Source organism: Neomoorella carbonis, from assembly GCF_045278715.1.
Taxonomy (GTDB): Bacteria; Bacillota; DSM-521; order Neomoorellales; family Neomoorellaceae; genus Neomoorella; species Neomoorella carbonis.
In genome coordinates, this window is record NZ_CP136420.1 from 808,546 (window position 1) to 825,566 (window position 17,021).

The following is a 17,021-nucleotide window of genomic DNA, read 5'->3' on the forward strand; positions in this document are numbered from 1 at the left end:
GGGGATATGTCCCGGAGCCGCGAATAGCGAAGCGCCGGTAACAGAACAGGCGAGGTGAGGTAACCGTTGCCGCCGCCGAGGACGCCTGAGCGTGCCTTGGCGAGGAATACAGCGTGATCTCATAGAAGGTTCTAGGCCAGCGGAGCAGGAAGCCTTTTCATTGGCAATCCGCAGGCGGCGAGCAACGGTCCGAACCGAGCCGTAGTTCTGTCGGCGCGTAGCTCCTGAGCGGCGCGGGGACATATCCCTACCAGAAGGCACATTTTTGGCAGAACGCTATTTTCGGAGGAAAAACTGCTCTATGGCGGCAAATACCGGCCTGCTGGGCGCTTTACGGCGCCTCACCCCGTACAACGACATCCTTGTGGCGGCCCTGGTCCTGGGGGTAGTCATGCTCATCGTCATTCCCGTCAGCCCCCTGGTCATGGACATCCTGCTCATCGTCAACCTGGGCGTCAGCATGGTTATCCTCCTGACCACCATGTTCGTCTCCCGGAGCCTGGACTTTTCCGTCTTCCCGTCCCTCTTGCTGGTGGTGACCCTGTTCCGCCTGTCCCTCAACATCTCATCCACAAGGCTTATTTTAAGCCGGGCCGATGCCGGTCATGTAATCGAAACCTTCGGCAGCTTTGTCGTCCGGGGAAATTATATCGTCGGCTTTGTCATATTCCTGATCATTACCATCATCCAGTTTATCGTTATAACCAACGGCGCCCAGCGGGTGGCCGAGGTGGCGGCCCGCTTTACCCTGGACGCCATGCCCGGCAAGCAGATGAGCATCGATGCCGACCTCAATGCCGGCCTGTTGACGGAGGATGAAGCCCGGGCCAAACGGCGGGAACTGCAGCGGGAAGCCGACTTTTACGGTGCCATGGACGGCGCCAGCAAGTTCGTCCGGGGGGATGCCATTGCCGGCCTGATCATTACCGCCATTAACATCGTTGGTGGGCTGGCCATCGGTGTCTGGCAGCTGAAGATGCCCTTTATGGAAGCCCTGCAGACCTATACCCGCCTTACCATCGGCGACGGCCTGGTGAGCCAGCTGCCGGCCCTCATGGTTTCCACCGGGACCGGCATCCTGGTGACCCGCTCCGGGGCCATGGACAATTTCGGCAGGGAGGTAATCGGCCAGCTAACGGGTTTTCCCCGTATTGCCGGCCTGGTGGCGGCCATTCTTTTCCTGATGGGTCTTCTACCGGGGATGCCCCACCTGACCTTTTTTATAATGGCCGGCGGGGTGGGCTATGCCGCCTATGCCCTGGCCAGGGAGGAAAGGATGCAGAGCCAGCGCCGGCAGGAAGCGGCTGCCGTCCAGAAGTCTTCCCAGCGCCAGCCGGAGAATGTTTTGAGCCTTTTCCAGGTGGACCCCCTGGAGGTGGAAATCGGCTACGGCCTGATTCCCCTGGCCGATGAAACAGAAGGGGGCGACCTGCTGGATCGCCTGGCGGCTGTGCGGCGCCAGTGCGCCACCGAGATGGGCATATATGTCCGGCCCATCCGCATCCGGGACAACCTGCAGCTGCCGCCCCACAGCTATACCTTCAAGCTGCGGGGCGTGGAGGCGGCCCGGGGGGAAATCCAACCCGGCTATCTCCTGGCCATGAACCCGGCCGGCAGCGACGGACCGCCGGGAGGCATCCCTACCCGGGAACCCACCTTTGGCCTGCCGGCCTGGTGGGTACCGGCGGCCAGGCGCCAGGAAGCGGAACTGGCCGGTTTCACCGTTGTCGACGCTGCTACCGTCCTCATTACCCATTTGACGGAATTTATCAAGGCCCATGCCGCTGAACTCATGGGCCGTCAGGAAACCAGGGAGCTTCTGGATAAAATCAAGGAAAATCACCCGGCAGTAGTCGAGGAGCTGGTGCCCAACCTCCTGACGGTAGGTGAGGTACAGAAAGTACTGGCCGGCCTTCTCCAGGAACAGGTGCCCATCCGTGACCTGGTCAGTATCCTGGAAGCCCTGGCCGACGCCGCCCGCACCAGCCGGGAGCCGGATTACCTACTCGGGGCGGCGCGCCAGGCCTTGAGCCGCACCATCAGCCGCCAGTATGCCCGGGAGGGTAAGCTCACGGCCATTACCCTCCACCCCCAGCTGGAGCAGAAGCTGGTGGAGGCCATCCAGCCCACCTCCCAGGGTAATTTCCCGGCCCTGGCTCCGGATGAGGCCCGGGAACTCTTGAACAGGCTGGGCCGGGCCGTGGAGAAAGCCGCCACCGGCGGCGTCCAGCCGGTGATCTTATGCTCGGCCAGGATCCGCCTGCCCCTGCGGCGGCTGCTCCAGCGTTCTTTACCTTATGTCCCGGTCCTGGCCTATAACGAACTGGAACCCGGCCTGGAAATTGAGGCCGTAGAGGCGGTGAATGTGGGGTGAAGATAAAACGCTATCTAGCCCGTGATATGCAGGAAGCCTACCTGGCCATCCGCCGCGACCTGGGGCCGGAGGCGGTTATTGTGGCCACCCGCCGGGTACGCCAGCCCGGACTGAAGGGCTTCTTTTTACCACCACGCCTGGAAGTGACGGCGGCCCTGGAAGAGGCGCCGGAACGGCGTTTATCGCAGCCGGAGGCGCCGGCAGGCAAGGCGGCTTTCCCGGCAGGGGCCGGCAGGGCGGCGGTAGCACCGGCCGGGGCGGTCAACCCTGCCGCAGGAGGAAATAACGGTCGGCACGGCCTGGAGGTGCTGCAGCGGGAACTGGCCGAGATCAAAGCCGCCCTGAACCGCCTGATCCGGCCCGGCAGCGCTCCGGTACCGGAACACCTGCTGACCTTGCGGCAGCGCCTGCTGGCCCAGGAGCTGGAGGAGGAGCTGGTGGCCTTCCTTTTAAATGGCATTGAGGCCGCCGCCGGGAAAGAGATTATTGCCGATGTCATCCGTACCCGCCTTGCCGACCACTTAGCCCGGCAGGTGGCGTCGCCGTCCCGGCAGCGGGTCCAGGCCTTTATCGGCCCCACCGGCGTTGGCAAGACAACTACCCTGGCCAAGATAGCGGCCCGCTACAGCCTTTACCAGGAGCAAAAGGTCGGCCTGATTACCCTGGATACCTACCGCATCGGGGCCGTGGACCAGCTCAAGACCTATGCTGAAATTATGGGTCTGCCCCTGGAGGTGGCCATGACGCCGCGGGAATTGCGCGCTTCCCTGGAGAACTTAAGGCACTGCGATGTAGTTTTAGTCGATACCGCCGGCCGGGCGCCGGAAAACAAAGCTATGCTGGCGGAGACGCGGGGGTTCCTGGAGGTCATTCCTGAGCGGGATGTATACCTGGTCTTGAGCTGCGCCACCAGGCGCCAGGATCTGCTCCAGGCCGTGGAAAATTTCCGCAGCCTCAAGTACAACCGGCTCATTTTCACCAAACTGGACGAGACATGCTGCCCGGGGGTAATGCTCACCGTAGCCGCGGCGGCGGGAGTACCCCTGGCTTATATTACTACCGGCCAGGATGTGCCTGATGCCCTGGAAGCGGCCGATCCCCACCTCCTGGCCCGGCGCATCTGGGAAGCGGTGGCAGAAGATGGACCAGGCGGCCAGGCTGCGTAATCTGGTATACAAACGGCAGGAAGATCGGTCCCGGGTAATTGCCATAGCCAGCGGTAAAGGCGGTGTGGGCAAGACCAATATTGCCGTCAACCTGGGCCTGATCCTGGCCCGCCAGGGCCGGCGGACCCTCCTTTTTGACGCCGACCTGGGGCTGGCCAATGTCGATATCCTCATGGGCCTGGTCCCCCGTTACAGCCTGAAGGAAGTCATCGGCGGGGAGTGCAGTTTGGAGGAAGTGATTATCCGCGGCCCCCATGACCTGCTCCTGGTGCCGGGAGCCTCCGGCATCCAGGAACTGGCCGACCTGGCACCCCCGGCCCGCGACCGCTTGATTCATGACCTGGCGTTACTGGCAACCGGCGTGGATATAATCCTGGTGGATTCTGGTGCCGGCATTTCCCGGACGGTTTTCAGCTTTGCGGCTGCCGCCGGGGAAGCCATTGTCGTAGCAACACCGGAACCTACTTCCATAACTGATGCCTACGGCTTAATTAAAGGGCTGCAGCGTTTAAAAGTAAGCATGCATCTGCTCATTAACAGGGCTACCAATAAGCTGGAGGGCCAGCAGGCCGCCGGGCGCCTCCAGGGCGCCTGCCGCCGCTTTTTGCAGCTGGAACTGCCCCTCCTGGGGATCATCCCCGAGGACCCCCGGGTAGGCCAGGCGGTGCGGTGCCAGCAGCCGTTCAGCGAATTGTTTCCCCGCTGCCCGGCGGCCAGGGCCCTGGAAGAAGCCGCCGCCAGGCTCCAGGGCCGGGAACTGCCGGCAGGCCGGAGCCAGGGTTTCTGGCAGCGCCTGGGTCGTTTGCTGGGAAGATAAGAAGGGGGGGTATCATGGTCAGGCCGAACTTTATTAGGATAAATTTACCAATATTTATCAAAACTCCTGGCAGCAAAGATGTCCGCACCATTATCCAGGATACGGGGGAAGACGGCTTTGCCGTCCTTGCTCCTGCGGGTGATGAACTGGTACTGGCGCCGGGTGAGAGCGTCGCGGTTGCCTGCAACCGGCAGGATGCCCGTTATGAATTCACCACTACTGTACAGCGTTACCTGCCGGGAGAGCCCCCCCTTTACTACCTGGCCTACCCGGATGATTACCGGCGTATCCAGGTGCGCTCCCACGTGCGGGTCAAGGCGGCCCTGGAATTTCGCTATGCCGTCTGGTCAAAGGCCGACTGGCCCTACCGCCCGCCCCGGCCCCATAAAAAGGGGGTAACGGTAGATATAAGCGGCGGCGGGGCGCAGCTGGTCCTGCGGGATCCCGTTGAGGTGGGCGACCTCCTTTACCTGGAGCTTCACCTGCCCGGTCGCCGCCACCATTTGCCAATGCGCCTGACGGGGCGCGTCAAGCGCGTGGCCCGGCGGGAAATAGACGGTGTGATGCGTTATGAGGCGGGAGTGGCTTTTGAGGGAATAAGCGAAAGGCAGGAAGACCAGATCGTTGCCTTTGTTTTCCAGCGGTTGTTAGAAGAAAGGCGCCGGGGAGATAGGGAAAATGGCAGTTAAGGATAGCGCCATGTGGGCCGCGTACCTGACCGGGAAGGGCGATGCCGGGCGCCGGGAACTGGTCCTCAAGTACTTGCCCCTGGTGAAGTACCATGTGGGCCGCCTGGCAGTCAAACCGCCGCGGCACCTGGACCAGGAAGACTTGCTTGGCTATGGCATAATCGGGTTGCTGGAGGCCATTGACCGCTATGACCCTTCCCGTGGGGTCAACTTTGAATACTTTGCCTCCCAGCGCATTCGCGGGGCTATCCTCGATGCCCTGCGCCAGTCCCACTGGGCCCCCCGCACCCTGGTGGAAAAGCTGCGCCGGGTGAGCCGGGTGTACCGCCGCCTGGAGCAGGAACAGGGGAGCGAGGTAAATGACGCAGCGGTGGCGGCGGCGGCGGGGATAACGGTTGATGAGCTCAATGAACTCATGGAACGGGGTTCCCAGATGGCCATCCTGTCCCTGGAAGATTTTCTTTTTGATCGGGAAGGGGAAGAGGGGGCCACCCGGGGAGAACTGCTGGCCGATCCCCAGAGCCCGGATCCTGCCAGCCGTTATGAGCAGGAGGAACTTCGCCGCGCCCTGATTGAGGGGCTCAAGCATCTAAACGAGAAAGATCGCCTGGTCCTTACCCTGTATTATTACGAAGGTTTGACCTTAAAGGAGATCGGCAAAATACTGGGAGTCTCCGAATCCCGCGTCTGCCAGCTCCACGGCCGGGCTATATTAAACCTGCGCCGCTATTTAGCCGATTTTATTTAGGTGGTAACAGTGGCTTATCTTTTCTTAATTACCGGTGCCATATTGATTGCCATTACCTGCCTGCCAGCCCTTAAGATACTGCTGGCCGGGAAAGAGAGCCCGATATTTCCGCCGGCAAGGGGGAATGACCCACCCTGGAGCGGCCGGGAGCTGCCAGATGTTTCCGGGGACCGGGAGCAGCTGGCCGGACGCCTGGCAGCCCTCCAGGAAGAAGTAACCGCCCTTACGGCCAGGCTGGAGGAGTTAACTGCCGCCTCCGAAGCGGTGCCAGGAACTTTTCGTTCCTACCTGGCAACTGCCCTGGCGGGGGGGACGACAGGAGCGGCAGCCACCGATCTTCAAGGGACGCCTCCCAGGCCGGCGGAAGCAAAAGCCGTACCTGAAATGATAACGGCGGCCGGGCCGGAAGGAGAAGCAACCTCCGGAACGGGGGCGATAGACATCTACGAGCAGATCCGCTCGGCCCATGCCGCCGGCGAGAGTATCGACAGCCTGGCGCGGCGATTTGGCCGGGGAAAGGGGGAAATCGCATTAATCCTCAACCTGAAGCGTTAAAGAAAAAAGGTATCTTCCTGGCCCCCTTCGGCCTGGGCCTGGGCCTGGGGCTTTTTCTGGCGGGACTGATGCTGCTTTTTTTCCAGCACGGTCCTACCAGGGAGGAGATTATTGCCCGCGCTCGCGAATACGGTATGGTTTTCCGGGAAGAAGTAGTCCCTTTCGCGCCTGCCTCCGGGGATAATGCCCCGCCGGATCAAGGGATAAAACAGCAGCCCACCGGGCCGCAGCAGGCCGCTCCCGGGGATACGCAAGGAGAAATCCTGGTCACCATCCCGGCGGGGGCCGGCCTGGAGGAAATCGCCGCCCTCCTGGAAAAAAAGGGCGTAGCTGCGGCCGCGGCCTTTGAAGCCGAGGTGCACCGCCAGGGCGTAGAACAGAAACTCAAGGCCGGCTCCTATTATCTTCCCGTCGGGGACATCAAGGAGATTATCAGGAGGTTAACCAGTTAGTTAGCAAAAAAGCAGGCCAGCAAGGTTGAATGGATTAGCAAGATGTTAGAGGGCTGGCATTTGTCTGAGGCAAGCGACTTGGTCTGAGCGGTTAAGCGGCCTTGGTGAAGCCGAGGGATGATAAGCGGGGCCGAGGACAGGAGGTCCGAGGCCGGCCTTTGAGGCAAGGACGCCGAATAGGCCGGGAACCCCGCCTTAAGCCCTGGCTGAGCCATAGGCCGCTCCGCGAGGACCATGGAGCGAAGCCAGACAATGCCAGCCTAAGATAAAGCTATTTTGAGGGGGGGAAAAACAATTGTTAAGGGGTTTATATCTTTCCGCTACCGGTATGGTAGTCCAGGAACTGCGCCAGGATGTCATAACCAACAACCTGGCCAACGCCGCGACGAACGGCTTTAAGGCCGAGACGGCGACCATCCAGTCCTTTCCCGAGATGCTCCTGCAGCGCCTGGAAAAAGGCCGTGTCACCCCGTTAGGCTACTTTAGCCCCGGGGTTATGGTCGACCGTATACATACTAACTATACCCCCGGCCCCCTGGAAGAATCCGGCCGGGCCACGGACCTTGCCCTTGTGGATACTGTAGGGGGCGCGCCGCCGGCTTTCTTCACCGTGCAGGCTGGGGGTACCGAGGCCTATACCCGCAGCGGCTCTTTCCATGTAGACGCCAACGGCTTTTTAGTTACCCCGGAAGGCTACCCCGTCAAGGGACAGAACGGCGCCGTCTACGTAGGTACCACTAACTTTAAGGTTGACAGCGGCGGCCAGGTGCTGGTTAACGGCCAGGTTGTCGACCGGCTACGGATTGTGACTTTTGGCGGACAAACCTTACCCCTGCTCCGGCGCCAGGGCAATAATCTTTTCACAGCCCCCCCGGGGGTGCAGCCTTTGCCGGCTGCCAATTTCCAGGTCAGGCAGGGGTGGCTGGAGAAGGCCAATGTCAACGTCGCCCGGGAAATGGTGGATATGCTGGCCGTCTTGAGGACCTACGAGGCCAACCAGAAGGCCATCCAGGCCGCCGACCAGACCCTGGGCAAGAGCGTCAACGAAGTAGGGAGTTTACGGTAGAGGAGGGCTGACAGATGATTGGCGCACTCTGGCGCGGGGCCAGCGGTATGCAGGCGCAGCAGCTTTCGGTAGACAGCCTGGCCAATGATCTGGCCAATGTTAATACCACCGGCTACAAGCAGGGCCGGGTGGAATTTGCCGACCTGGTCTACCGACCGGTCCAGGAAGGCGGCATGCCCGTCGACCGACCCCAGGCGCCGGCGGCAGCACCGGCCCTGGGGACAGGAGTAAAAGTGACTGCCATAGCCAAGGACTTCAGCCAGGGAACCCTGGTGAATACCGGCGACCCTTTAAGCCTTGCCATCCAGGGGGAAGGTTTTTTTGCCGTTTATGGGCCGGGCGGGGAAAGGTTCCTTACCCGGGACGGCAGCTTCCACCGCGACGGTGACGGCAATCTGGTCAACGCCGGCGGTTACTACCTGGATGTCCCCTTTACCCTGCCGCCCGGGGCGGAAAAGATAACTATTACCGGCGACGGCACGGTATTGGCGACAATTAACGGGGAAACGCAGGCTCTGGGAGAGATAAACCTCTATAACGTCCCCAACCCTGCCGGGCTGGAAGCCGCCGGCGACAACCTTTTCCGGGAGACGGCCGCCAGCGGTATGGCAGCTGCCGGCAGGCCCGGGACGGCAGGCCTGGGTACTATCCGTTCCGGTTACCTGGAGGCGGCCAACGTCGACGTGGCAGCAACCTTAACCAGAATGATCCTGGCCCAGCGGGCCTATGAGATGAATTCGCGTTCCGTACGGGTTGCCGATGAAATGTGGGGCCTGGCCAATAACCTGCGACGCTGACCGGCAGCCGGCATTAAAAGCCTGGCACGGAATGGATGTGAGTGCTGGACCGTCCCTTTCCCCGGCGCCCGGCTGCAATAGCTTTATTAACCAGGGTCAGGCCGCGCCGGGCTCCTCGGTGCTCGGGAGCACGTTCCAGGACAAAGGTATATTCCCGCCGGGAGGCTTCTAAAAGACCCAGGAGCAGGTAGGTGGTACCCAGGTTGATGCGGCCCTCCAGGAAGCCGGGTTTAAGCCGCCGTACCCGGGTCAGGTGGTAGCGGGCGGCACTTAAATTGCGGGTGTAGAGAAAATATGTACCCAGGTTAAAATGGGCCAGGTAATTGTCAGGGTTTAATTTGAGACTTGCTTCCCAGAAAGCAAGGGCTCGGTCGACATCACCCTGCTGCCAGGCCTGGCACCCCAGGTTGAAAAAGGCTTCCCAACTGGCCGGGTCTATCTCAAGGGCGGTGCGGTAGAAGAGGGCGGCCAGCTGGGGGTGCCGGTGCGCCAGAGAAAAATTGCCCAGGAGCAGGCACAGATTAGCCTCGCGCCGGGAGCTTCCTTCAGCCGGATCAGGAAGGCACTCAGGACAGAAACGCCATCCCGGCGGTAGGGCTTGCCCGCACCGGGAACAGTAAAGCATAGCAGGACCTCCTACTGTAAATATATATTGTATTATGTCCCGACCGGTGCTAAAATATGTAAGTCAAGCTGAAAAATAAAGAAAACGGAAGAGGATGGCCCATGGCGGCTGAAAGCAAACCAGAAGAGGTTAAAGTTGGCATAGCCGAATGGCAGGTAGCCCGCGCCCCGTTGCGCCTGGTCACCCTTGGCCTGGGTTCCTGCGTGGGAATTGCCCTTTATGATCCTACCAGCCAAATAGGGGGCCTGGCCCATATTATGCTGCCCGACAGCAGCCAGTTCCAGGACCGGGGTAATCGGGCCAAATTTGCCGACCTGGCCATCCCGGACATGCTGGCCGCGATGCTCCGCCACGGCGCCAGGCGCAGCAAGGTGGTAGCGAAAATAGCCGGGGGGGCCCAGATGTTTACTTCCGGTGACCGGCACCTTTCCTTTTTAAATATAGGCCAGCGCAATACGGTTATGGTCCGGCAGACGCTACAAGATCTGGGTATTACCATTACTGGCGCTGATACAGGCGGCAATTTCGGCCGCACCATGATCTTTGACCTGCTGAACGGCGAAGTACATATTCGCACCATCGGACGGCCTTTAAAGAAAATATAAAAACGGAGGCACCTATGGACTTTGCCGAATTCAAGCGCCAGGTTCACCGGCGCTTTGGCCTTTACCTCGACGGCTACAAAGAGCCCCAGCTCAAAAGGCGCATTGACAGCCTGATGGCCCAGCTCCAGGTACCTGATTACGCAGCCTACCTGCGCCTCTTGAGCGAGGACAACCAGCAGTGGCAGCGCTTTATCGATAAGATTACCATCAACGTCTCGGAGTTTTTTCGTAACCCGGAGATCTTTGCCCGGCTGGAAAAAGAGGTCCTGCCTGCTTTACTGGCCCGCCACAAAAGCCTCAAGGTCTGGAGTGCTGCCTGCGCCGACGGGCCGGAGCCCTACTCGGTAGCCATTTTACTGGACGAGCTGGCTCCTGCCCGCCGGCATCAGATCGAGGCCACCGATATCGACACCGGCGCCCTGGCCGCCGCCCGCCGGGGGGTATATCCCGGCCGGGCGGTCCAGGCAGTTACCCGGGAACGGCTGGAGCGCTATTTTCGCCGGGAAGGCGATAATTTTTACCTCCAGGAAAAAATTAAGCGCATGGTTAATTTCCGCCAGCACGACCTGTTAAAAGATCCCTTTGGCAGCGGTTATCACCTGATCCTGTGCCGCAATGTGGTCATTTATTTTACCTCCGCTGCCCAGAATGAGCTTTACCGCCGGTTTTACCAGGCTCTGGCGCCGGGAGGCGTGCTGTTTATCGGGGCTACCGAGAGCCTGTTTCAATATCGGGAACTTGGCTTTACCAAAATCGCACCATGGTTTTACCGCCGCCCTGAGGCTTAACCCACGGAAGATGACTACAGCCAGCCATGGAGGGAGGACACATGGAACCCTGGGATAAGCTCAATGCTCTCCACCTGGATGCCCTGAAGGAAATCGGCAACATCGGCGCCGGCAACGCGGCCACGGCCCTGGCCAGCATGCTGGGCAGCCGCATCCAGATGACCGTCCCCCGGGCCGGGGTATTACCCCTGCAGGAAATAACGGCCCTGGCCGGCAGTGAGGAAGACCCCGTCGCCTGTGTCGAATTTACCGTCAATGGCCCGGCGCCCAGCAAGATTTTTTTCCTCCTCAATGAGCCCAGCGCTTACCTGTTAATCGATCTTTTACTTGGTAAGCCCCAGGGTACCACCAGGGAACTGGATGAGATGGGGCGTTCCGTTCTGACCGAACTGGGTAATATCCTGACAGGCTCTTTTTTAAATGCCTTTGCCGAATTTTGTCAGCTGGAGTTTAAGCCTACCGTGCCTGCCTTTGCCTTTGACATGCTGGGGGCCGTGTTAAGCTCGGCCTTCCTGGAAGGGGGTTATTTTTCCGACCGCGCCCTGGTCATTGAAACCAGGTTTTACAGCGAGGCCGTTACCATCAGCGGCCATTTCTTCCTTGTTCCTGAAAACGCGGCCCTGGAGAAGATCCTGCAATCCCTGGGCCTGCAGCTGGACTGAACGGGGTACACCGCCGGCTGCCGGCGGTGCGGAGGTAAAACCGTCTATTTATGGAGGGGGAATAGTTCATGGGAAAGAGAGTGTTAGTGGTAGACGATGCCGCCTTCATGCGCATGATGATTAAAGACATCCTTTTAAAAAATGGTTATGAAATAGCCGGAGAAGCAGAAAACGGGCAGAAGGCTGTAGCCATGTACAAGGAACTCCGCCCCGACGTAGTCACCATGGATATTACCATGCCGGAAATGGACGGCATTGCCGCCGTGAAGGCCATCAAGCAGATTGACCCCAATGCCAGGATAATCATGTGCAGTGCCATGGGCCAGCAGTTAATGGTCATGGAAGCCATCCAGGCCGGGGCCAGGGATTTTATCGTCAAACCCTTCCAGCAGGACCGCGTCCTCCAGGCCCTGGAAAAGGTCCTGGCATGAAGCGGGTGGTAATTTAATGGCCGACGTCCTATCCCAGGCGGAGATTGATGCCCTGCTGCAGGCCCTGACCAGCGGGGAGGTCCAGGCGGAAACCATCAAGGATGACACGATGGCAAAGGTCAAAAAATATGACTTCCGCCGGCCCAATAAATTTTCCAAAGAACAGCTGCGTACCCTGTATATGATTCACGAGAATTACGGCCGTCTGGTGGCCAACTTCCTGTCGGCATACCTCCGGGCCAATATCCAGGTAAAAATTGTGTCGGTGGAGCAGATGACCTATGAAGATTTTATCCTGTCCCTGCCGACGCCGACCTTGATGAACGTTTTTACCCTGGAGCCCTTGAAGGGATCAGCCGTCCTGCAGGCCAACATGAATTTTATTTTTCCCATAATTGACCTCCTTTTTGGCGGCAGGGGAGAAATGCTGGCGTTCAGCAGGGAATTGACGGAGATAGAACTCCATGTCCTGCGGCGCGTCAATGGGCGTATCCTGGAGCAGTTGAGCTATTCGTGGTCGGATATCTATAGTTTTACGCCGAAACTGGAAGCCATGGAAACCAATCCCCAGTTTACCCAGGTTATTTCCCCCAACGAGACGGTGGCCGTCATTACCTTAAGCACTACTGTCGGCCGCCAGGAAGGCCTGTTGAACCTGTGCCTGCCTTATATGCTCCTGGAACCGGTTATTTCCCGCCTGTCGGCCAGCCACTGGCTTGCTGCTCCTGGTGAAGGGGAAGCCAGGCCTGATTACCGGGCTGTGATCGAACAAATCCTGGCCGGAGTACCGGTGGAGCTGACCGCTTACTGCGGCCGTACCCGGCTGCCGGTACGGGATTTTATCCAGCTCCAGGTTGGGGATGTCATTACCCTGGAGAAAGTGGTGGGCGAAGATCTGGAACTTTATGTTGACGGTCACCTCAAGTTCAAGGTGCAGCCCGGGGTTGTGGGCCAGAAGATTGCCGTCCAGGTAACGGAGGTGGTGTAAATGGCCGATTTTTTGTCGCAGGAGGAAATTGACGCCTTATTGAATGGTAGGTTGGAACAACCGTCCGGAGAAGTAACTTTAACGGACCTGGAAAAGGACACCCTGGGCGAAATTGGCAACATTTCCATGGGCAGCGCGGCCACAGCCCTGTCGCAAATCCTGAATAAACGCGTCCTGATCACGACGCCGACTACTACAGTAATGACACCGGCGGAACTTTTCTCTTCCTTCCAGGTGCCCTATATCCTGGTGGAAGTTAACTTCACCGAAGGCCTGCAGGGGTCCAACCTGCTGATCATGAAAGTCAGCGACGCTGCCATTATTGCCGACCTGATGATGGGCGGCAGCGGCCGGGATGTCCAGCCGGAGCTGGATGAAATTAAAAGCAGCGCCGTGGCGGAAGCTATGAACCAGATGATCGGCAGCGCGGCTACTTCCATGTCGACCATTTTCCAGCGCAGCGTCAAAATCAGCCCGCCCCGTTTGTTGACCATTGGCTTTGACAACGAAAGCTTTACTTCTCCCTGGCCCCCGGGTCAAGCGATAGCAGTAGTATATTTTAAAATGGAAATTGAAGACCTGATAGACAGCCAGATTATGCAGGTCATGCCGTTGGAAGTAGCTAAAGCTCAAGTGGAAATGCTCATGAATCCCCAGGCACCGGAAGCAGGACCGGCGCAGGAGGAGATTTCTGCGGCGCGGAATAACATGCCTGATGACGGCGAAAGCGCCCGGCCCGCGGCATCTGATCCGTTGACAGCTACCCCGGCGGCGGGGAAGCCCGGAAATGGAACAGCACCCAGCCCACCGGCCGCACCGGTACCGCCGACCAAGGGTCCCAATGAGCGCCGGGGGCAGGTGTATGGAACACCAACGCGGAATATCGACTTGATCCTGGACGTCCCCCTGGATGTGGAGGTCATCCTGGGAACGGCCATGAAGCGTATCCGGGATATTTTAACCCTGGCCCCGGGCGCCATAGTCGAACTGGACCGCCTGGTGGAAGAGCCGGTGCAAATTACCGTTAACGGCATACCCATCGCCCAGGGAGAAGTGGTTGTGGTCAACGAAAATTTTGGCGTCCGGATTACCCACATTATGGACCCCTATGAGCGTATCAACCATTTGCGGCAGTAGTGGATAAAAAATATGCCGGAAGCCTTGTGGCTTTCCGGCCGGGGGCAGCTACAACTGATTTTGCATCACCAACTGTTCAGCTTTTTCAATGGCTAGCCGCACCAGGTTACCGCACTGCCGGGATGGTACGCTTCCCCATCCCTCCCTGACCACGGTGTCGTATACCCCCAACTCCCGGGCCAGTTCATACTTTAGAGCGTCGGACATAACCCCGCGCCTTCTGGCCATGATCAAGCCTCCTTTTTGTACTGCCCTCCTGTCAATTAGCTTCGACCGATATCCTCCTCACCATACAAGACATTGCTGGTACGGATGCCATAATAGAGAAGGGTACGCTTAAATTTAGCAGGCCGGGTTAAAACCCGGCCTGCTAATTTAAGTCTATTAAGTCTAGTGGAGGCGCACCCGGTCGGCACCGTGATCCTTCAAGATGCGGTTGGCCTGTTCAGCACGCTGGTCGTCGCAACGGACGGAAACGAGTATTTTCCCCTGGCGGACGTCGTTTTCATATTCCCGGCCTTCGGCTTCCGGGATACCCCAGTCAATCAGCCCACCGGCAACGCCGCCCGTGGCCGCCCCTGAAAGCAGGCCGGCAATGGGGCCGGCGGCAATAAGGGGACCCAGCCCGGGAATGAACATGGCCCCGGCCCCGGCTGCCAGGCCGGCCAGGCCGCCCAGGACACCGCCGGTGGTAACACCGTCGCTGATGCCGCCGGTGTCAACGCCCATGTTGAGGCCGCCGGCGCCTTCCCGGCCGCCTGCTTCACCGCCCTTGTCGCGGGCCAGGATGGATATCTCCTTGTCAAAGCCGGCCCGGCGCAGGTCTTCAACCGCTTCTTTCGCTACCTGTTCATTGCTGAAGACGGCAACTACTGTCTTGGTCATGGTGTATCCTCCTTATGGAAAATCCAAATTCAATTTTATTATGGCCTTTTCCCCGGGCCGTATACAGGTATAATTAAAAGAAAAAGTTACTAAAAAAATTGTTTTCGAGGAGCAGGTAGACGTGAAGTATGATGTTATAATCTGCGGCGCCGGGCCGGCAGGCAGTACCTGCGGCCGCATGCTGGCCCGCCGGGGAGTGAAGGTTTTAGTTCTAGATAAGGCCAGGTTTCCCCGCTACAAACCCTGCGGCGGCGGTTTAACAGGCAAAGCTTTGCGGGAGCTGGAACCTGGGTGGGAAAAGTTAAGGGAAGATAGCACCCGGGAAGTTATTTTTTACCACCGCCAGAAAAAGCCCATTAGCATTACTTATCAGCAGCCGGTCATTCAAATGGTGAGCAGGGAAAAGCTGGATGCCTGGTTGCTGGAACAGGCGGCCGCCGCCGGGGCCACAGTCCGTGACGGCTACAGGGTAACGGCCGTGGCGGAAACGGCGACCGGGGTGACAGTCTGCGGGGAAGATGGCAGTATTTTCCACGGTGATTTCCTGGTCGGGGCTGACGGGGCCAGGAGTCTGGTGCGCAAGAGCCTTCCCTTTAATACCGGGGCGGCTGCCGGCGTAACCCTTGAATGCGAGATCCCGGTCGATGAAAGGGTCCTGGCTGCCTACCGTGGCCGGGTGCATTTGAGCTACGGCGGCATCCCGGCCGGGTATGGATGGATATTTCCCAAGGGCGACCACCTGTCGGTGGGGATCGGCTCTTTTACCCGGCAGATCAAGGGACTGGAGCGCTACTTCCAGGATTTTTGCCGGGGCCTGGGGCTGAAAATACCGGATGGGATACGCCGCCGCGGCGCCGTTATCCCTGCCGCCGGCGGTAAGGCCGGTGCTTTACATACAAACAGGGCGGTGCTGGCCGGTGATGCCGCCGGGCTGGTTGATCCCTTTTCCGGGGAAGGCATTTACTATGCTTTAAGGAGCGGCCGCCTGGCAGCAGAGGCGATTTCAGCCGCCCTGGCCGGCCAGGAGGGTCTGGAAAATTATACGATGAAAATTAACGCCGAGATAATGCCACCCCTCGGCTATGCCTGGCGTATTGCGCGGGTAGTCTATGCCCTGACGCCGGTGGTGCACCGGCTGGTGACGGCCAACCCGGAGGTGGCCCGGCGCCTGGTGGACGTCCTTTTCGGCGGGGACACTTATGAAGACCTCTGGCAGTACCTTGTAAAGCGTTACGCCATCTTTCGCCTGGCCCGGTAATAATGTACCCGTCCCTTAGTCCGGCAGCAATGTTTCCAGCAGCCAGGCCAGGAGGCCGGTAAAGGGCAGAGCAATCAAGGAAGAGACCAGGTTAAAAAGGGTGTGGAAATGGGCCACCTGGCGGGGCAGGTCGGGCGTGAGCCAGGCAAGAAGCTGGAGCATTAGGGGCAGGAAGGGCAGGCAGAGGATGGCCCCGGCGGCATTGAACACCAAGTGGGCCAGGGCCGTCCTTTTGGCCGCCCGGGAGGAAAAAAGGGCGGCAATGATGGCTGTCAGGCAGGTGCCGATATTAGCCCCCAGGACGATATGCAGGGCTCCCAGGGGCGGCAGGATGCCGTGGCCGGCCAGGACCATGGCCATCCCCGCAACGACGCTGCTGGAGTGGAGCAAGGCGGTAAGCAGGGTGCCGGCCAGGATTCCCTGCCAGGCGCCGGTGGCGGCGCTCAAAGAGCCGAGGAGGGCGGGACTGTCTTTGAAAGGCAGGAGGGCTGTAGCCATCAAATCCAAGCTGAAGAAGATTAACCCTATACTCACGCAGGCCGTCCCGGCAGCCCGGGCGGAGGGGACCAGAATTAAAGGGATGCCAGCGGCTAAAACCGGCAGGGCAATATTACCTAAGTTAAGGGCCAGGAACTGAACAGTAACACAGGTGCCGACATTGGCTCCCAGAATTATCCCCAAACTTTGATAGAAGGAAATAACGCCGCCGTCGACGAGACCTACAGTGAGGACGGTCACCGCCGTGCTGGACTGGACCAGGGCGGTGGCCACCGTCCCCCAGAAAAAGCCCAGCCACGGCGTAGCGGTAGCCCGGCGGATCATAATTTCCAGATAAGAACGACCCAGGGCCACCAGCCCCCGGCGCAGCAGCTGCACCCCCAGGAGAAGGAGACATACACCGGCGGCAAACTGCAGGAGAGGGAAGAGCATTTTTTCACCCCTTAGCTTTTATGTGAGGCGTCTTTTTTTTATGCCTGG

General features: G+C 59.4%; 20 protein-coding genes. 16 read left to right on the forward strand and 4 right to left on the reverse strand.

Annotated features, from left to right (window positions below; genetic code table 11):
* Nucleotides 1–301 precede the first annotated feature (301 nt).
* From flhA to flgG, 9 genes are all read left to right on the forward strand, one after another.
* Entirely contained in the window at nucleotides 302–2,374 is a 2,073-nt protein-coding gene (gene flhA / locus MCACP_RS04175) for a flagellar biosynthesis protein FlhA (RefSeq protein WP_406678121.1), read from the forward strand.
* A complete protein-coding gene (gene flhF / locus MCACP_RS04180; RefSeq protein WP_406678122.1) occupies nucleotides 2,371–3,540 on the forward strand; it encodes a flagellar biosynthesis protein FlhF in 1,170 nt (389 codons plus the stop codon). The genes flhA and flhF overlap by 4 nt, the downstream gene beginning before the upstream one ends.
* Nucleotides 3,515–4,357: a MinD/ParA family protein gene (locus MCACP_RS04185; protein WP_406678123.1), complete on the forward strand. Its 843-nt coding sequence runs from the start codon at nucleotides 3,515–3,517 to the stop codon at nucleotides 4,355–4,357. Before flhF ends, MCACP_RS04185 begins: the two co-directional genes overlap by 26 nt.
* 14 nt (nucleotides 4,358–4,371) lie before the next feature.
* Nucleotides 4,372–5,046 carry a flagellar brake protein gene (locus tag MCACP_RS04190; protein ID WP_406678124.1) on the forward strand — a complete coding sequence of 225 codons (675 nt, stop codon included), beginning with the start codon at nucleotides 4,372–4,374 and terminating at the stop codon, nucleotides 5,044–5,046.
* Nucleotides 5,036–5,794 carry a sigma-70 family RNA polymerase sigma factor gene (locus tag MCACP_RS04195; RefSeq protein ID WP_406678125.1) on the forward strand — a complete coding sequence of 253 codons (759 nt, stop codon included), beginning with the start codon at nucleotides 5,036–5,038 and terminating at the stop codon, nucleotides 5,792–5,794. Before MCACP_RS04190 ends, MCACP_RS04195 begins: the two co-directional genes overlap by 11 nt.
* 9 nt (nucleotides 5,795–5,803) lie before the next feature.
* Nucleotides 5,804–6,349, forward strand: coding sequence for a hypothetical protein (locus tag MCACP_RS04200; RefSeq protein ID WP_406678126.1), 546 nt, complete (start codon nucleotides 5,804–5,806; stop codon nucleotides 6,347–6,349).
* A gap of 68 nt (nucleotides 6,350–6,417) precedes the next feature.
* Nucleotides 6,418–6,801 (forward strand): hypothetical protein, encoded by a 384-nt coding sequence (locus tag MCACP_RS04205; RefSeq protein WP_406678127.1) that lies wholly within the window; start codon nucleotides 6,418–6,420, stop codon nucleotides 6,799–6,801.
* Nucleotides 6,802–7,096: 295 nt separating this feature from the next.
* A complete protein-coding gene (locus MCACP_RS04210; protein ID WP_406678128.1) occupies nucleotides 7,097–7,867 on the forward strand; it encodes a flagellar hook-basal body protein in 771 nt (256 codons plus the stop codon).
* 14 nt (nucleotides 7,868–7,881) lie between these two features.
* Nucleotides 7,882–8,664 carry a flagellar basal-body rod protein FlgG gene (flgG, locus tag MCACP_RS04215; protein ID WP_406678129.1) on the forward strand — a complete coding sequence of 261 codons (783 nt, stop codon included), beginning with the start codon at nucleotides 7,882–7,884 and terminating at the stop codon, nucleotides 8,662–8,664.
* A 13-nt stretch (nucleotides 8,665–8,677) separates the two neighbouring features.
* Here flgG and MCACP_RS04220 read toward each other — a convergent pair whose 3' ends face one another.
* Nucleotides 8,678–9,289: a tetratricopeptide repeat protein gene (locus MCACP_RS04220; protein WP_406678131.1), complete on the reverse strand. Its 612-nt coding sequence runs from the start codon at nucleotides 9,287–9,289 to the stop codon at nucleotides 8,678–8,680.
* Between the two features lie 101 nt (nucleotides 9,290–9,390).
* On the opposite strand from MCACP_RS04220, the gene MCACP_RS04225 reads away from it, so the two are divergent.
* The 6 genes from MCACP_RS04225 to fliY all read left to right on the forward strand — a co-directional run bounded on the left by MCACP_RS04225 (nucleotide 9,391) and on the right by fliY (nucleotide 13,900).
* Nucleotides 9,391–9,894 carry a chemotaxis protein CheD gene (locus MCACP_RS04225; RefSeq protein ID WP_406678132.1) on the forward strand — a complete coding sequence of 168 codons (504 nt, stop codon included), beginning with the start codon at nucleotides 9,391–9,393 and terminating at the stop codon, nucleotides 9,892–9,894.
* A gap of 14 nt (nucleotides 9,895–9,908) precedes the next feature.
* The gene (locus tag MCACP_RS04230) at nucleotides 9,909–10,682 is read left to right on the forward strand and encodes a CheR family methyltransferase (RefSeq protein WP_406678133.1); all 774 of its coding nucleotides are present in this window, start codon (nucleotides 9,909–9,911) and stop codon (nucleotides 10,680–10,682) included.
* A 41-nt stretch (nucleotides 10,683–10,723) separates the two neighbouring features.
* On the forward strand, nucleotides 10,724–11,344 hold the full coding sequence (locus MCACP_RS04235; protein ID WP_406678134.1) for a chemotaxis protein CheC: 621 nt from the start codon (nucleotides 10,724–10,726) through the stop codon (nucleotides 11,342–11,344).
* A gap of 68 nt (nucleotides 11,345–11,412) precedes the next feature.
* The gene (locus tag MCACP_RS04240; protein ID WP_406678135.1) at nucleotides 11,413–11,775 is read left to right on the forward strand and encodes a response regulator; all 363 of its coding nucleotides are present in this window, start codon (nucleotides 11,413–11,415) and stop codon (nucleotides 11,773–11,775) included.
* Nucleotides 11,776–11,791: 16 nt separating this feature from the next.
* On the forward strand, nucleotides 11,792–12,763 hold the full coding sequence (fliM, locus tag MCACP_RS04245) for a flagellar motor switch protein FliM (protein WP_406678136.1): 972 nt from the start codon (nucleotides 11,792–11,794) through the stop codon (nucleotides 12,761–12,763).
* Nucleotides 12,764–13,900 (forward strand): flagellar motor switch phosphatase FliY, encoded by a 1,137-nt coding sequence (gene fliY, locus MCACP_RS04250; RefSeq protein WP_406678137.1) that lies wholly within the window; start codon nucleotides 12,764–12,766, stop codon nucleotides 13,898–13,900.
* A 48-nt stretch (nucleotides 13,901–13,948) separates the two neighbouring features.
* Here the strand turns inward: fliY and MCACP_RS04255 are convergent, their stop codons facing one another.
* Both MCACP_RS04255 and MCACP_RS04260 read right to left on the reverse strand, forming a co-directional pair.
* Nucleotides 13,949–14,128 carry a small, acid-soluble spore protein, alpha/beta type gene (locus MCACP_RS04255; protein WP_406678138.1) on the reverse strand — a complete coding sequence of 60 codons (180 nt, stop codon included), beginning with the start codon at nucleotides 14,126–14,128 and terminating at the stop codon, nucleotides 13,949–13,951.
* 162 nt (nucleotides 14,129–14,290) lie between these two features.
* Nucleotides 14,291–14,785 (reverse strand): hypothetical protein, encoded by a 495-nt coding sequence (locus MCACP_RS04260; protein ID WP_406678139.1) that lies wholly within the window; start codon nucleotides 14,783–14,785, stop codon nucleotides 14,291–14,293.
* 121 nt (nucleotides 14,786–14,906) lie between these two features.
* On the opposite strand from MCACP_RS04260, the gene MCACP_RS04265 reads away from it, so the two are divergent.
* Nucleotides 14,907–16,043 (forward strand): NAD(P)/FAD-dependent oxidoreductase, encoded by a 1,137-nt coding sequence (locus MCACP_RS04265; RefSeq protein WP_406678140.1) that lies wholly within the window; start codon nucleotides 14,907–14,909, stop codon nucleotides 16,041–16,043.
* A 15-nt stretch (nucleotides 16,044–16,058) separates the two neighbouring features.
* Here MCACP_RS04265 and MCACP_RS04270 read toward each other — a convergent pair whose 3' ends face one another.
* A complete protein-coding gene (locus MCACP_RS04270) occupies nucleotides 16,059–16,973 on the reverse strand; it encodes a Na/Pi cotransporter family protein (protein ID WP_406678142.1) in 915 nt (304 codons plus the stop codon).
* Between the last annotated feature and the right edge of the window lie 48 nt (nucleotides 16,974–17,021).

What these genes read in the sequence shown, in the direction of transcription:
- fliY (WP_406678137.1), top strand. Translation starts at nt 12,764, where the DNA reads ATGGCCGATTTTTTGTCGCAGGAGGAAATTGACGCCTTATTGAATGGT.
- MCACP_RS04225 (WP_406678132.1), top strand. Translation starts at nt 9,391, where the DNA reads ATGGCGGCTGAAAGCAAACCAGAAGAGGTTAAAGTTGGCATAGCCGAA.
- MCACP_RS04185 (WP_406678123.1), top strand. Translation starts at nt 3,515, where the DNA reads ATGGACCAGGCGGCCAGGCTGCGTAATCTGGTATACAAACGGCAGGAA.
- fliM (WP_406678136.1), top strand. Translation starts at nt 11,792, where the DNA reads ATGGCCGACGTCCTATCCCAGGCGGAGATTGATGCCCTGCTGCAGGCC.
- MCACP_RS04230 (WP_406678133.1), top strand. Translation starts at nt 9,909, where the DNA reads ATGGACTTTGCCGAATTCAAGCGCCAGGTTCACCGGCGCTTTGGCCTT.
- MCACP_RS04220 (WP_406678131.1), bottom strand. Translation starts at nt 9,289, where the DNA reads ATGCTTTACTGTTCCCGGTGCGGGCAAGCCCTACCGCCGGGATGGCGT.
- MCACP_RS04270 (WP_406678142.1), bottom strand. Translation starts at nt 16,973, where the DNA reads ATGCTCTTCCCTCTCCTGCAGTTTGCCGCCGGTGTATGTCTCCTTCTC.
- MCACP_RS04235 (WP_406678134.1), top strand. Translation starts at nt 10,724, where the DNA reads ATGGAACCCTGGGATAAGCTCAATGCTCTCCACCTGGATGCCCTGAAG.
- MCACP_RS04195 (WP_406678125.1), top strand. Translation starts at nt 5,036, where the DNA reads ATGGCAGTTAAGGATAGCGCCATGTGGGCCGCGTACCTGACCGGGAAG.
- MCACP_RS04255 (WP_406678138.1), bottom strand. Translation starts at nt 14,128, where the DNA reads ATGGCCAGAAGGCGCGGGGTTATGTCCGACGCTCTAAAGTATGAACTG.
- MCACP_RS04205 (WP_406678127.1), top strand. Translation starts at nt 6,418, where the DNA reads ATGCTGCTTTTTTTCCAGCACGGTCCTACCAGGGAGGAGATTATTGCC.
- flgG (WP_406678129.1), top strand. Translation starts at nt 7,882, where the DNA reads ATGATTGGCGCACTCTGGCGCGGGGCCAGCGGTATGCAGGCGCAGCAG.
- MCACP_RS04190 (WP_406678124.1), top strand. Translation starts at nt 4,372, where the DNA reads ATGGTCAGGCCGAACTTTATTAGGATAAATTTACCAATATTTATCAAA.
- MCACP_RS04260 (WP_406678139.1), bottom strand. Translation starts at nt 14,785, where the DNA reads ATGACCAAGACAGTAGTTGCCGTCTTCAGCAATGAACAGGTAGCGAAA.
- MCACP_RS04240 (WP_406678135.1), top strand. Translation starts at nt 11,413, where the DNA reads ATGGGAAAGAGAGTGTTAGTGGTAGACGATGCCGCCTTCATGCGCATG.
- flhA (WP_406678121.1), top strand. Translation starts at nt 302, where the DNA reads ATGGCGGCAAATACCGGCCTGCTGGGCGCTTTACGGCGCCTCACCCCG.